Source organism: Janthinobacterium sp. LPB2021202312-11-4, from assembly GCF_037049705.1.
Lineage (GTDB): Bacteria > Pseudomonadota > Gammaproteobacteria > Pseudomonadales > Pseudomonadaceae > Aquipseudomonas.
The window spans coordinates 84,065-98,046 of sequence record NZ_JBAGKV010000020.1 but is presented as its reverse complement, the minus strand read 5'-3'; the positions used below and the strand labels follow the sequence as shown (position 1 = coordinate 98,046).

The following is a 13,982-nucleotide window of genomic DNA, read 5'->3' as shown; positions in this document are numbered from 1 at the left end:
GGCGCCGGATTTACCCGATTCACCGCTAACGCAGGCTATACCCGGGAGACGCCGTGCGACTCCCGTGGGAATCGGCTTGCCTGAAAAACAATAACAATAGGACTTACCCGCATGACGTACCCTGACCGCACTCCGTATGTTTTCAGTGGCAACCGACTCTGCGTCACTCCGCGTGGAGGGCTCCTGGTATGAGCCCGCTCATTCTGATGATCACCGCTGGGGTCGGGATCGCACTCCTGCTGTTCCTGGTGCTCAAGTACAAGTTTCAGCCGTTCGTGGCCTTGATGCTGGTGAGCATCCTGGTGGCATTGGTGGCCGGGGTGAAACCGGCGGATCTGGTGGCGACCATTGAAGGCGGCATGGGCAAGACCCTCGGTCACATCGCGATCATCATTGCCCTGGGCGCGATGATCGGGCGGATCATCGAACTCTCCGGTGGTGCGGAGGCGCTGGCGAAAACCTTGATCGAACGCTTCGGTAACCGCCGCACGCCGTTGGCGTTGACAGTGGCCGGTTTCATCATCGGCGTGCCCGTGTTCTTCGAGGTCGGGGTGATCATTCTCATGCCACTGGCCTACGGTGTGGCTCGTCGAGCACGCAAGCCGCTGTTGATGTTTGCCTTGCCGATGTGTGCGGCGCTGCTCACCGTGCATGCCTTCCTGCCACCTCATCCGGGTGCCGTGGCCGCTGCCAGCCAATTGGGGGCTGACCTGGGTCGCGTGCTGATGTCCGGCCTGCCGATGACGGCGTTCCTGTGCTATGTCGGCTACCGCGTGGCGGGGCGCATGACCCGTCGCTTTTACCCGATGACCGACGACATCCGCGCGGAAGTCTACGGCCCGCATGTGACCAACGAAGACCTGGCGGCGTGGACCAACGGTAACGCCGGCAACACCGAACAAGCCGCTGCGGCGGTGGCTCATATGGGGCTGGAGGAGTCCACCAGCAGCCTGGTTGCCAAGCTGCCGCCAGCACCGCCGCCCGGTTTCGCGCTGATTTCAGCCCTGATTCTGCTGCCGATCGTGCTGATTCTCCTGGGTACCCTGGCCAACTCGCTGCTGCCGCCGGAATCGATTCTGCGTGGGGTGATGACTGTACTCGGTGCGCCGCTGGTGGCGCTGTTGCTCGACACATTGCTCTGCGCCTGGTTGCTCGGTTCCCGTCGAGGCTGGAGTCGCAGTCAAGTGTCCGACGTCATCGGTTCGGCGTTGCCCGGTGTGGCGATGGTGATCCTGATTGCCGGTGCCGGCGGTGTATTTGGCAAAGTGCTGGTGGACACCGGGATCGGTGCGGTGGTCTCTGACCTGCTGCGCACCACCGGGCTGCCGGTGCTGGCGCTGGGCTTTCTGCTGACCATGTTGTTGCGTGCGGTGCAGGGTTCTACCACCGTGGCACTGGTTACCACAGCGGGTATCATCAGCCCGCTGATCGCCACCCTTAACCTGACCCCCAACCACATGGCGCTGCTGTGTCTGGCCATGGGCGGTGGCGGGTTGGCCATGTCGCACATTAACGATGCCGGTTACTGGATTTTCACCAAACTGGCCGGGCTGAACGTGGCGGATGGTTTGCGCACCTGGACCGTGATCACGACCTTGCTCGGCACGCTCGGGTTCTGCATCACGCTGTTGATCTGGCCTTTTGTCTGACCCATTTTCCAAGGAGTTAACATGCCTCGTTTTGCTGCCAATCTCAGCATGCTCTACCCGGAGCACGGGTTTCTGGATCGTTTCGCGGCAGCGGCTGCCGACGGTTTCGAAGCGGTGGAGTACCTGTTTCCTTACGACTACAGCGCCCAGGAACTCAAGCAGCGGCTGAGCGACAACGGCCTGGTCCAGGCCCTGTTCAATGCGCCGCCCGGTGACTGGGCGGCAGGGGAAAGGGGCATCGTGACCTTGCCGGGCCGCGAGGCTGAATTTCGCTCGGGCTTCGACCGCGCACTGGAATACGCTGCCGTACTCGGTAACACGCGTATCCATGTGATGGCGGGCTTGCTGCCGTCGGAAAGCGACCGCCCACGCCACCACGCCGTCTACCTGGAAAACCTCGCCTACGCGACGGCCCAGGCCCGTCAGTCGGGCGTCACGGTGTTGCTGGAACCGATCAATACGCGGGACATGCCGGGTTTTTTCCTCAATCGTCAGGATCAGGCGCAGGCGATCTGCAAGGAAGTCGGCGCCAGTAACTTGAAAGTGCAGTTCGACTGTTATCACTGCCAAATCGTCGAAGGGGATTTGGCCACCAAGCTTCGTCGCGACTTTGACGGTATCGGCCACATTCAGATTGCCGGAGTGCCGGATCGCCATGAGCCCGATCTGGGGGAGGTCAACTATCCCTACCTGTTCGAACTGATGGATCAGTTGGGGTATGACGGCTGGGTGGGCTGCGAGTATCGCCCCAAGGGTGATACCTCGGTGGGGTTGCAATGGTTGCGGGACTGGAAGGCGCGCTGAGCCTGGCCGTATTGAGCAGCAAGAAAGCTCCGGTCAGTGCCGGAGCTCTTTTTTTCAGGCCGGTTTCTGATCCGCTGGCAACAGCAATTCGACGCCTTGCTTACGAATCCCATCGGCTGCGGCCGATGCCAGTTCATCGTCGCTGATGATGAAATCGAACTGCTCAAGTCCGGCGATCTTGTACATGCTGAAAGTGCCGTACTTGGAACTGCTGGCAATCAATACCACCTGCGACGCTGACTGCATCGCCACCTGCTTGACCTCCACCTTCAGGGCCGACGGGGTGGTAATGCCGCGCCGCAGATCCCAGGAACTGGTGGAGATAAAGGCGATGTCCGTGACCACTTGACGCAAGGTGGCAACGGCCAGTCCGCCGACGCAGGAATGGTTGGAGTGATCGAGTTGGCCACCGGTGTGAATTACCGTCACCTGCGGCGCATCCAGCAGGGCTTGCACCACGCCGAAATCGTTGGTCACCACGGTCATGCCAGACAGTGCTTTTATGTAAGGCACGATCTCCAGGGTGCTGGTGCCGGCGTCCAGATAAATCGTCATATCGGCATGCAGCAACCGCGCTGCGAGCTTGGCCATGGCTTGCTTTTGCGGCAACTCGACCACGGCTTTGAACTGATGGCTGGGCTCGCTGTGAAGCTGGCTGGCAATGCGTACCCCACCGGTCACCGAATACGCGCGTCCTTCCTGTTCAAGCAACGCGATATCGCGCCGCACGGTCATGTGCGAGCAGTCGAACATCTCCATTAACTGGTGGACACTCAGCACCTGATGCTTGCGCAGTTGCCGCAAAATCAACTCGCGGCGCTGATCAGGAATCACCGGTGCGGCGCTATTGGCTGCGATGTCCTTTTGACTGGGCATGCGGGGCTCCAAAGGGGTAAAGCGTGCGGGTTTCGTATGGCCGCCATAGTAACGAATCCATCACCTGATCAGTAGTGCCGGCGTGTAGCGACATTGAACGCCTTCATCTTCCCGCCCGATGAAAGGAGCGCCGATGCCTTGTGCTGTCGGGGTTGGCGCGATACTGTATATCCGAACAGTATAAGGCGTGCCCCATGGAACTCATCGACAAGCTCAGCATTCTCGCCGACGCCGCCAAGTACGACGCGTCCTGCGCCAGCAGTGGCGCGCCCAAGCGCAGCTCGGAAGGCAAGAGCGGCCTGGGTTCCACCGATGGCATGGGCATCTGCCACAGCTACACGCCGGACGGACGTTGTGTCTCGTTGTTGAAAATCCTGCTGACCAACTTCTGTCTCTACGATTGCCAGTATTGCGTCAATCGGCGTTCCAGCGATGTACCCCGGGCGCGGTTCACTCCGGAAGAAGTGGTGACGCTGACCCTGGATTTCTACCGGCGCAATTGCGTCAGCGGGTTGTTTCTCAGCTCCGGGATCATTCGTTCGGCGGACTACACCATGGAGCAACTGATCCGCGTGGCCAAATTGCTCCGGGAAGAGCATGAATTCCGTGGCTACATCCACCTCAAGACCATTCCCGAAGCCGACCCGGCGCTGATCGCGCAAGCCGGGCGCTATGCTGACCGGTTGAGCGTCAACATCGAACTGCCGACCGACGCCAGCCTGCAAACCCTGGCCCCGGAAAAGCAACTGGGCTCGATCAAGCAAGCGATGCAGACGATCTACACCGGCGAGCAGACGGTGCTCAATGAGCCACGGGCGCCGAAGTTCGCCCCGGCCGGGCAAAGCACGCAGATGATCGTCGGCGCCGACGACACCGACGACAGCACCATCCTCCATAGCGCCCAGGCCCTGTATGGCAACTATCGCCTGCGGCGGGTCTATTACTCGGCGTTCAGCCCGATCCCCAACAGCCCGAAAAGCGTACCGCTGGCCGCGCCACCGTTGATGCGCGAACACCGTTTGTACCAGGCGGATTTTCTGCTACGCAGCTATGGGTTTACGGCTGGGGAGCTGTTCAAGGGACCGGGGCACCTGGCACTGGACATCGACCCGAAACTGGCCTGGGCACTGGAAAATCGCGAGGTGTTTCCACTGGACCTCAACCGCGCCGAGGCGTCGTTGATCGCGCGCATTCCCGGGATCGGCCTGCGCACCACCGAGCGGTTGGTGGAACTGCGCCAGCAACGGCGCATTCGCTATGAAGACCTGGCGCGCATGCGTTGCGTGCTGGCCAAGGCCAAGCCGTTCTTCATCACCAGCGATTACCATCCGCAGCAAGCTGAAGTCACCAGCCACTTGCTCTACCAGCAACTGCGTGACCGGCCGCAGCCGCAGCAAATGGGGTTGTGGGGATGATCAATCTCGATTGCGACGACCTGTTCGACACCTGGCGCCAGCAGGCTCGCTGGTTGCTCAGCCATGAAGTCGATCCGAGCCTGGTGAGCTGGGTCTCGGAGGGTGTCGCGGACCTGTTCGCCAGCGACGACTCGCCACCCGACGGTAACGGCCCGTTTCAGGCGCGCATTCCCTTGGCGTTGCTGGGCATTCTTGAGAACGCCGCACGTTATCGCGGCGATCAGCGCTGGAGTCTGCTTTATGAGGTGTTGTGGCGGGTCAGTCATGGCGATCGTACGGCGATGCTGGCGGGCGACCAGCTCGGCAGTGAATTGCAGCGGCGCATCAAACAGGTTCAGCGTGAAGCCCATCACTTGCATGCGTTTGTGCGTTTCGTTGAGCGACCTCAAGCTACCGAAGGCCCGCAATATGTTGCTTGGCATGAACCGGCCCACGACATCCTGCACAGTGCCAGCGAGCATTTCGTCGCTCGCATGGGCCGCCACCGCTGGTTGATCGCTACGCCTCGCGATGGCGTCTACTACGACGGCCAACGGTTGATCCACGAGCGCCAATGCCCGGTTGAATGGCAACGGCTGGCGCAGAACGTCGACGACCCCCACGGCGATATGTGGCTGACCTACTACAGCCATATCTTCAACCCGGCGCGGTTGAACCCGAAAGTGATGCAGGGGCATTTGCCGGCGCGGTTCTGGAAAAACCTGCCCGAGGGCGCGTTGATTCCGGGGTTGATCACCCAGGCGCGCACCGGCAAGCAACAGGATGGGCAGGCCAGCGGGATTGCGGGGAGGGCGGGGAAGCGAGTTGCCTTGAAAAGGTGAAGATTAAAAGATCGCAGCCTTCGGCAGCTCCTACACGGATTGGCGTACACCCCGTAGGAGCTGCCGAAGGCTGCGATCTTTTGATCTTGTGTCTCTCAACAAAAAGCCCCCCATCAATCACTCGATGGAGGGCTTCTATGCAGCAGGAGCGTCAGATCAAACCTTAACGATCCAGCCCGCTGGCGCTTCGATGTCGCCGGTCTGTACACCGGTCAGCTCTTTATAGAGCTTCTGGGTGACCGGGCCGACTTCGGTTTCGCTGTGGAACACGTGCAGGTGGTCGTTGTAGCTGATGCCGCCGATCGGGGTGATCACGGCAGCGGTGCCGCAAGCGCCGGCTTCCTTGAAGTCCGACAGCTTGTCGATGAACACGTCGCCTTCGACCACCTCCAGGCCCAAACGCGATTGTGCCAGCTCGATCAACGACAGACGGGTAATGCCCGGCAGCACCGAAGGGGACTTCGGCGTGACGAATTTGTTGTCGTGGGTGATGCCGAAGAAGTTGGCCGAACCAACTTCTTCGATTTTCGAGTGGGTCATCGGGTCCAGGTAGATGCAGTCGGCGAAATGCGCCTTCTTGGCCTGGGAACCTGGCATCAGGCTGGCAGCGTAGTTGCCACCGACCTTGGCCGCACCGGTGCCTTGTGGGGCTGCACGGTCGAAGCTGGAGATCAGGAAGTTGTGCGGGGTCAGGCCACCCTTGAAGTAAGCGCCGACCGGAATTGCGAAGATCGAGAAGATGAACTCCGGCGCGGTACGCACGCCGATGTTGTCACCCACGCCGATCACGAACGGGCGCAGGTACAGCGCGCCGCCGGTGCCGTAAGGCGGGATGAAACGTTCGTTGGCGCGAACCACGGCTTTGCAGGCTTCGATGAACTGCTCGGTTTCCACGAACGGCATCAGCAGGCGTGCGCAACTGCGTTGCATGCGCAGGGCGTTCTGGTCCGGGCGGAACAGGTTGATCGAGCCGTCCTTGCAACGATAGGCCTTCATGCCTTCGAAGCACTGCTGGCCATAGTGAAGGGCAGTTGAGCCTTCGCTGATGTGCAGCACGTTGTCTTCGGTCAGGGTGCCTGCGTCCCACTCGCCATTGCGCCAGTACGACAGATAGCGTTTGTCGGTCTTGATGTAGTCAAAACCCAGCTTGTCCCAATTGATGCTTTCGTTACCCATGACACCCTCTATCACTTAACAACCGCCGAAACGGTTCAAGGCTTCTGACGTTTTTTGGATGGGGACAACAATACTTCATTCCAAGGCTATTTCGCAGTGTAAAAAAGCTAAAAGATCGCAGCCTTCGGCAGCTCCTACAGGTCCGGCGATCCCCTGTAGGAGCTGCCGAAGGCTGCGATCTTTTGATCTTTACAGGTGCAGCGCATGCCCCAACGCACGCAACGCCGCTTCCTGCACCGCTTCGCCCAGCGTCGGATGCGCGTGGATCGTGCCGGCGATGTCTTCCAGCCGTGCGCCCATTTCCAGGCTCTGGCCGAACGCCGTCGACAATTCCGAGACCCCGACCCCCACCGCTTGCCAACCCACAATCAAATGATTATCCCGACGAGCGACCACCCGCACGAAGCCGGTTTTCGACTCCAGGGTCATCGCCCGGCCATTGGCGGCGAACGGGAAGCTCGACACGATGCAGTCCAGGCCCGCAGCCTTGGCTTCGTCCGGAGTCTTGCCGACCACCACCAATTCCGGGTCGGTGAAGCACACGGCCGCGATGGCGGTCGGGTTGAACTCGCGGGTTTTGCCGCTGATCAGCTCGGCGACCATTTCGCCCTGGGCCATGGCCCGGTGCGCGAGCATCGGTTCGCCGCTCAGGTCGCCGATGGCGTAGACGTTGCGCATGCTGGTCTGGCAGCGGTTATCGATTTTGATCGCCGAACCGTTCATCGCCAGATTCAGCCCTTCAAGATTCCAACCCTGGGTGTTCGGCTTGCGACCGACCGCCACCAGCACCTGATCGGTTTCAAGGTTCAGAACGTCACCATTCGGATCAAGAACTTGCAAGGTGTTGTTATTAAAATCAAAGCCTTGAACGCTGTGCTTCAAGTAAAGCTTTACACCCAGTTGCTTGAGCGCTTCGTGCACCGGTTGGGTCAGTTCAGCGTCGTAGGCCGGCAGAATCCGATCCTGCGCCTCGACCACACTGACCTCGGCACCGAGCTTGCGATAGGCAATCCCCAACTCCAGACCGATGTAACCGCCGCCGACCACGATCAGCCGTTTCGGCACGGATTTAGGCGCCAGGGCTTCGGTGGACGAAATGATCGGCCCGCCAATCGGCAGCATCGGCAGGTTCACGCTTTTCGAGCCAGTGGCCAGCACCAGGTGTTCGCAGTGAATCCGCGTGTCGCCGACTTCCACGGTTTTACCGTCGATCACTTTGGCCCAGCCTTGTACGACTTGGACCTTGTGCTTTTTCAGCAGCGCCGAGACGCCCGTGGTCAGGCGATCAACGATGCCGTCCTTCCACTCGACACTCTTGGTGATGTCGAGGGTCGGCGCCGAAACGCTGATGCCCAGGGCCGAATGCTGGCTGTGGTGTTGCGTCTGGTGAAACTGCTCGGCGACATGAATCAGCGCCTTCGACGGAATGCAGCCAATGTTCAGGCAGGTGCCGCCCAACGATTCGCCTTCCACCAGAATGGTCGAAATGCCCAACTGACCGGCACGAATCGCCGTGACATAACCGCCAGGGCCGCCACCGATGATCAGCAGCGTGGTGTTCAAAGTTTGCATCGGTCACTCCACAAACAGGGTGGCGGGTTGTTCGAGCAAGCCACGGATGGCCTGGATGAATTGCGCCGCGTCCATGCCATCGACCACCCGGTGATCGAAGGAGCTGGAGAGGTTCATCATCTTGCGAATCACGATCTGGCCTTTGACCACCATCGGCCGTTCGACGATTTTGTTCACGCCGACAATCGCCACTTCCGGCAGGTTCAGCACCGGGGTGCTGACGATGCCGCCCAACGCGCCGAGGCTGGTCAGGGTGATGGTCGAGCCGGACAGTTCATCGCGGCTGGCCTTGCCATTACGCGCGGCGGTGGCCAAGCGCGAGATTTCCTGGGCGCTGTCCCACAGGCTGCGGGCCTCGGCGTGACGCACCACCGGCACCATCAAACCGATATCGCTCTGGGTGGCGACGCCGACATGCACCGCGCCGAGGCGGGTGATGACCTGGGCTTCGTCGTCGTAACGGGCATTGATCTGCGGGAAGTCACGCAGGGCCACGACCAGGGCACGAACCAGGAACGGCAGCAACGTCAGCTTGCCGCGCGTCGCGCCGTGTTTTTCGTTCAAGTGCGCGCGCAATTCTTCCACGGCAGTGACGTCGATTTCCTCCACATAACTGAAGTGGGCGGCGCGCTGGGTGGCGTCCTGCATGCGCTGGGCGATCTTGCGGCGCATGCCGATCACCGGGATTTGCGCTTCGTCGTTACGCTGGGCGTAAGCGGCAACCGGTGCGCAGGCATTTGACTGACCTTCGGCCAGATACGCATCGAGGTCTTCGTGCAGTACGCGGCCGGCCGGGCCGGTGCCGCGGACCAGACGCAACTGGATGCCGAGGTCCAGCGCATGTTTGCGCACGGCCGGGGAGGCCAGCGGACGCTCATCGGCCTCGCGAGCCACCATCGGGCCTTGGCAAACGGCGGCTGGACGAGGAGACGCGACCGGTTTGCTTTCAACCACGGCTTCAACTTTAGAAGGCGCTGCAACCGGCGCTTCTTTAGCAACAACCGCCGCAGGCTGCGTGGACTCTTTAAAGTTACCCGCGCCTTCGACTTCAATGCTGATCAGGATGCTGCCAACCGCCATCACTTCCCCCGGCACACCGCCCAGAGAAATGACTTTGCCATGCACCGGCGAAGGGATATCGACCATCGCCTTGTCGGTCATCACATCGGCCAGCACCTGATCCTCGACGACCATGTCGCCGACTTTCACGTGCCAAACCGACAGTTCAACTTCTGCAATGCCTTCGCCAATGTCCGGCATCTTAATAACGTGCGTGCCCATTCAGACCTCCATGACCCGTTTCAAAGCCGCGCCCACACGGGTCGGGCCAGGGAAATACGCCCACTCTTGCGCGTGCGGGTAGGGGGTGTCCCAACCGGTGACGCGTTCGATCGGCGCTTCCAGGTAGTGGAAGCAGTGCTCTTGCACCAGCGCGGCCAGTTCGGCACCAAAACCGCAGGTGCGGGTGGCTTCGTGAACGATCACGCAGCGGCCGGTTTTCTTAACCGATTTGACGATGGTTTCCAGGTCCAGCGGCCACAGGCTGCGCAGGTCGATGACTTCCGCATCGACACCGCTTTCTTCAGCGGCGACTTGCGACACGTAAACCGTGGTGCCGTAGGTCAGGATGGTCACGTCCTTGCCCGGACGGGTGATGGCGGCGACGTCCAGTGGCACGGTGTAGTAACCGTCCGGCACTTGCGCGGCCGGGTGTTTCGACCACGGGGTTACCGGGCGGTCGTGGTGGCCGTCGAACGGGCCGTTGTACAGGCGTTTCGGCTCCAGGAAGATCACCGGGTCATCGTTTTCGATGGAGGCGATCAGCAAGCCTTTGGCGTCGTACGGGTTGGACGGCATGACCGTGCGCAAGCCGCAGACCTGGGTGAACATCGCCTCAATACTTTGGCTGTGGGTCTGGCCGCCGTAGATGCCGCCGCCGCAAGGCATGCGCAGGGTCATCGGCGCGGTGAACTCGCCGGCCGAGCGATAACGCAGGCGCGCCGCTTCGGAAATGATCTGGTCGGACGCCGGGTATACATAGTCGGCGAACTGAATCTCGGCCACTGGCCGCAAACCGTAAGCGCCCATGCCCACGGCGACGCCAACGATCCCGCTTTCGGAGATCGGCGCGTCGAATACGCGGGAGGTGCCGTACTTGCTCTGCAAGCCTTCGGTGCAGCGGAATACACCGCCGAAGTAACCCACGTCCTGGCCGAACACCACGACGTTGTCGTCACGCTCAAGCATCACATCCATGGCCGAGCGCAGGGCCTGGATCATGGTCATGGTGGTCGTGGTCATGGCGGTTTCCAATTCAATGCTGGTGTTGTGATCGTTCATGTCAGATCCCCAACTCTTGACGCTGGCGCTTCAAGTGCTCCGGCATCTCTTTGTAGACGTCTTCGAACATGGTCGCGGCGCTTGGAATCTGGCCGCCGGCGAGGGTGCCGTACTGTTCGGCTTCTTTTTGCGCGGCGATCACTTCGGCTTCCAGTTCGGCGCTGACGGCGGTGTGTTCCTCTTCGGACCACTGGCCGATTTTCACCAGGTGCTGCTTGAGGCGCGCAATCGGGTCGCCCAGCGGGAAGTGGCTCCAGTCGTCGGCCGGACGGTATTTGGACGGATCATCGGAGGTCGAGTGCGGGCCGGCTCGGTAGGTGACCCATTCGAGCATGGTCGGGCCGAGGTTGCGGCGCGCCCGTTCGGCGGCCCAGGCAGAGGCGGCGTAGACCGCGATGAAATCGTTGCCATCGACCCGCAGCGAGGCGATGCCGCAACCAACGCCACGACCGGCAAACGTGGTGGCTTCACCACCGGCAATTGCCTGGAAGGTCGAAATCGCCCATTGGTTGTTGACCACGTTGAGGATCACCGGCGCCCGGTAAACGTGGGCGAAGGTGAGGGCGGTATGGAAGTCCGATTCAGCGGTGGCGCCGTCACCGATCCAGGCCGAGGCGATTTTGGTGTCGCCCTTGATCGCCGACGCCATGCCCCAGCCCACCCCTTGTACGAATTGGGTGGCGAGGTTGCCGGAAATGGTGAAGAAGCCGTGATCGCGCACCGAATACATGATCGGCAACTGGCGGCCCTTGAGCGGATCGCGCTCGTTGGACAGCAGTTGGCAGATCAGGTCCACCAGCGGCACTTCGCGGGCCATCAGGATGCTTTGCTGGCGGTAGGTGGGGAAGCACATGTCGTCGATGTTCAAGGCCAGGGCCTGGGCACTGCCGATGGCTTCTTCGCCGAGGCTTTGCATGTAGAACGACATTTTTTTCTGACGCTGGGCGACCACCATGCGGTTGTCGAAAATCCGCGTCTTGAGCATGGCGCGCATGCCTTTACGCAGGATCTCGACCGGCACCCCTTCAGCCCATGGACCGAGGGCGTTGCCCTGATCGTCGAGCACGCGAATCAGGCCTTTGGCCAAGTCTGCGGTGTCGGCGGGTTCTACGTCGATTGGAGGTTTGCGCACCAGGCCGGCGTCGGTCAGACGCAGGTAGGAAAAGTCTGTTTTGCAGCCGGGACGGCCCGAGGGTTCGGGAACGTGCAGGCGCAGCGGTTCGTACGCTTGGTTCATGGCTTCTACGCTCGATCTTGTGAATTTTTTGTAGTGAGCTGACGGTCATTCCATGGGTGATGGAAATCTTGTCCTACAAACATCATAGGCCCGGCGCAGGAGAATATTTCTCTGTGTTTCGTTGCGTTGGCGGTCATTTGAGGATAGAAATTCTGCATAAACAAAAATAACAGGTGGTTTTGTCTCATGCGCAAATTGGACCGTACCGATATCGGCATTCTCAATAGCCTTCAAGAGAACGCCCGCATCACCAATGCCGACCTCGCACGCTCGGTCAACCTGTCGCCGACCCCGTGTTTCAACCGGGTCAAGGCAATGGAGGAATTAGGGCTGATTCGCGAGCAAGTGACCTTGCTGGATGCCGACCTGTTGGGGCTGCATGTGAATGTGTTTATTCATGTCAGCCTGGAGAAGCAGGTGGAAGAGGCGCTGGCGCATTTTGAGGAGGCGATTTCGGATCGCCCGGAAGTGATGGAGTGCTATTTGATGGCCGGCGACCCGGACTATTTGATTCGGGTGCTGGTGCCGACCATTCAGTCCCTGGAGCGCTTTATGATGGATTTTCTGACCAAAGTGCCTGGGGTGGCCAACATTCGGTCGAGCTTTGCGCTCAAGCAGGTGCGATATAAGACGGCGTTGCCGTTGCCGGCGAACGGGTTGACTCTCGCCTAAGGCAACGTCAAAGGATCGCAGCCTTCGGCAGCTCCTACGGGAACGGGTGCCTCCGCCGGATTGCGGTTGCACACGATCGGTGTAGGCGCTGCCGAAGGCTGCGATCTTTTAATCTTAAAGTTTGTTAATCGGGATCTTCAGGTACGTCACGCCGTTATCCTCGGCCGGCGGCATATTCCCCGCCCGCACATTCACCTGAATCGCTGGCAGCAACAGGTTTGGCATGCCCAACCCGGCATCACGCTGGGTGCGCATGGCGACGAACGCCGCTTCATCAATCCCGTCATGTACGTGAACGTTGCTTTTGCGTTGTTCGCCCACGGTGGTCTGGCAGTGGGGCTCGCGACCTTCGGGCGGATAGTCGTGGCAAACGTAAAGCCGCACGCCGGCAGGGAAGGCCAGTAGCTTGTGGATCGAGGCGAACAACTGGTTGGCGTTGCCACCCGGGAAATCGCAACGCGCGGTGCCGACATCCGGCATGAACAGCGTGTCGCCCACCAGAATCACATCGCCGTCGATCAAATACGCCATGTCTGCCGGGGTGTGGCCGGGCACGTGCAGGGCGCTGGCCTTGAGATTGCCAATCATGAACGACTCGTTCGGCGCGAACAGGTGATCGAACTGCGAACCGTCAACGCAAAATTCCGGCTCCAGATTGAACAGGCTCTTGAACACGCCTTGGACCTTGCTGATCGACTGACCAATCGCAATCTTGCCGCCCAGCTCCCGACGCAAGTACGGCGCAGCGGACAGGTGATCGGCGTGAGCGTGGGTTTCCAGCAGCCATTGCACCTGCAACTGGTGTTCGCGCACGAAGGCAATGATGCGGTCGGCCTGGACGGTGGTGGTTCGCCCGGCTGCCGGGTCGTAATCGAGCACCGGATCGACAATCGCGCACTGCCCGCCATCCTGCTCGTAGATGACGTAGCTGTAGGTCGACGAGGCGGGGTCGAGGAAGGCTTCAATCTGCGCGGACATGGAATCGGACCTGGGAAAAGGGTGGAAAGACAGTAACCAGTTGCAACACTTTATGTTTACACATAATGTCTGCAGCTTAAGTGACGTCGAAGGCATCCTGCAAATGCAATCCAGTCTGACCGAATGTGAAGTCGCCCAATTACGGGCGTCGGCCTCCAAAGCTTGCGCGCTGCTCAAGGCGTTGGCCAACGAAGATCGCTTGCTGATTCTCTGCCAATTGACTCAAGGCGAACGCAACGTTGGCGAGCTGGAAACCATGACCGGCGTGCGCCAGCCCACACTGTCCCAACAGCTGGGCATCTTGCGCGACGAGGGCTTGGTAGCGACCCGCCGCGAAGGCAAATACATTTTTTATGGCCTGGCCAGTCACGAAGTGATTCAAGTGATGAAAACCCTCTCTGGCCTGTATTGCGGAGCGGTATTAAAAAGCTGGGCATGACCC

At 60.5% G+C, this 13,982-nt stretch carries 13 protein-coding genes; 6 read left to right on the top strand and 7 right to left on the bottom strand.

Annotated elements, in window-relative coordinates; genetic code table 11:
• Positions 1–188: 188 nt before the first annotated feature.
• Positions 189–1,649: a GntT/GntP/DsdX family permease gene (locus V5E99_RS20910; RefSeq protein WP_499804152.1), complete on the top strand. Its 1,461-nt coding sequence runs from the start codon at positions 189–191 to the stop codon at positions 1,647–1,649.
• A gap of 21 nt (positions 1,650–1,670) precedes the next feature.
• Entirely contained in the window at positions 1,671–2,453 is a 783-nt protein-coding gene (otnI, locus tag V5E99_RS20905; RefSeq protein ID WP_499804151.1) for a 2-oxo-tetronate isomerase, read from the top strand.
• 54 nt (positions 2,454–2,507) lie between these two features.
• Here the strand turns inward: otnI and V5E99_RS20900 are convergent, their stop codons facing one another.
• On the bottom strand, positions 2,508–3,329 hold the full coding sequence (locus V5E99_RS20900) for a DeoR/GlpR family DNA-binding transcription regulator (protein ID WP_499804150.1): 822 nt from the start codon (positions 3,327–3,329) through the stop codon (positions 2,508–2,510).
• 194 nt (positions 3,330–3,523) lie between these two features.
• Between V5E99_RS20900 and V5E99_RS20895 the strand changes: the two genes are divergently transcribed.
• Both V5E99_RS20895 and V5E99_RS20890 read left to right on the top strand, forming a co-directional pair.
• A complete protein-coding gene (locus tag V5E99_RS20895) occupies positions 3,524–4,744 on the top strand; it encodes a putative DNA modification/repair radical SAM protein (protein WP_499804149.1) in 1,221 nt (406 codons plus the stop codon).
• The gene (locus tag V5E99_RS20890) at positions 4,741–5,565 is read left to right on the top strand and encodes a TIGR03915 family putative DNA repair protein (RefSeq protein ID WP_499804148.1); all 825 of its coding nucleotides are present in this window, start codon (positions 4,741–4,743) and stop codon (positions 5,563–5,565) included. The genes V5E99_RS20895 and V5E99_RS20890 overlap by 4 nt, the downstream gene beginning before the upstream one ends.
• 156 nt (positions 5,566–5,721) lie before the next feature.
• Here V5E99_RS20890 and V5E99_RS20885 read toward each other — a convergent pair whose 3' ends face one another.
• The 5 genes from V5E99_RS20885 to V5E99_RS20865 all read right to left on the bottom strand — a co-directional run bounded on the left by V5E99_RS20885 (position 5,722) and on the right by V5E99_RS20865 (position 11,890).
• A complete protein-coding gene (locus V5E99_RS20885; protein ID WP_499804147.1) occupies positions 5,722–6,741 on the bottom strand; it encodes a branched-chain amino acid aminotransferase in 1,020 nt (339 codons plus the stop codon).
• A 189-nt stretch (positions 6,742–6,930) separates the two neighbouring features.
• Positions 6,931–8,313 carry a dihydrolipoyl dehydrogenase gene (gene lpdA, locus V5E99_RS20880; protein ID WP_499804146.1) on the bottom strand — a complete coding sequence of 461 codons (1,383 nt, stop codon included), beginning with the start codon at positions 8,311–8,313 and terminating at the stop codon, positions 6,931–6,933.
• Between the two features lie 3 nt (positions 8,314–8,316).
• Entirely contained in the window at positions 8,317–9,594 is a 1,278-nt protein-coding gene (locus V5E99_RS20875) for a dihydrolipoamide acetyltransferase family protein (RefSeq protein WP_499804145.1), read from the bottom strand.
• Positions 9,595–10,593, bottom strand: a complete 999-nt coding sequence (locus V5E99_RS20870) for an alpha-ketoacid dehydrogenase subunit beta (protein WP_499804185.1) — start codon at positions 10,591–10,593, stop codon at positions 9,595–9,597.
• 61 nt (positions 10,594–10,654) lie between these two features.
• Positions 10,655–11,890, bottom strand: coding sequence for a 3-methyl-2-oxobutanoate dehydrogenase (2-methylpropanoyl-transferring) subunit alpha (locus V5E99_RS20865; protein WP_499804144.1), 1,236 nt, complete (start codon positions 11,888–11,890; stop codon positions 10,655–10,657).
• A 186-nt stretch (positions 11,891–12,076) separates the two neighbouring features.
• Here V5E99_RS20865 and bkdR point away from each other — a divergent pair, with 186 nt between their 5' ends.
• Complete coding sequence (bkdR, locus tag V5E99_RS20860) at positions 12,077–12,562, top strand: Bkd operon transcriptional regulator BkdR (protein ID WP_123408806.1); 486 nt, start codon at positions 12,077–12,079, stop codon at positions 12,560–12,562.
• A 114-nt stretch (positions 12,563–12,676) separates the two neighbouring features.
• On the opposite strand, the gene V5E99_RS20855 is transcribed toward bkdR, so the two are convergent.
• Complete coding sequence (locus V5E99_RS20855; RefSeq protein WP_499804143.1) at positions 12,677–13,540, bottom strand: MBL fold metallo-hydrolase; 864 nt, start codon at positions 13,538–13,540, stop codon at positions 12,677–12,679.
• 103 nt (positions 13,541–13,643) lie between these two features.
• On the opposite strand from V5E99_RS20855, the gene V5E99_RS20850 reads away from it, so the two are divergent.
• Positions 13,644–13,979, top strand: coding sequence for an ArsR/SmtB family transcription factor (locus V5E99_RS20850; RefSeq protein ID WP_427628806.1), 336 nt, complete (start codon positions 13,644–13,646; stop codon positions 13,977–13,979).
• Positions 13,980–13,982 lie beyond the last annotated feature (3 nt).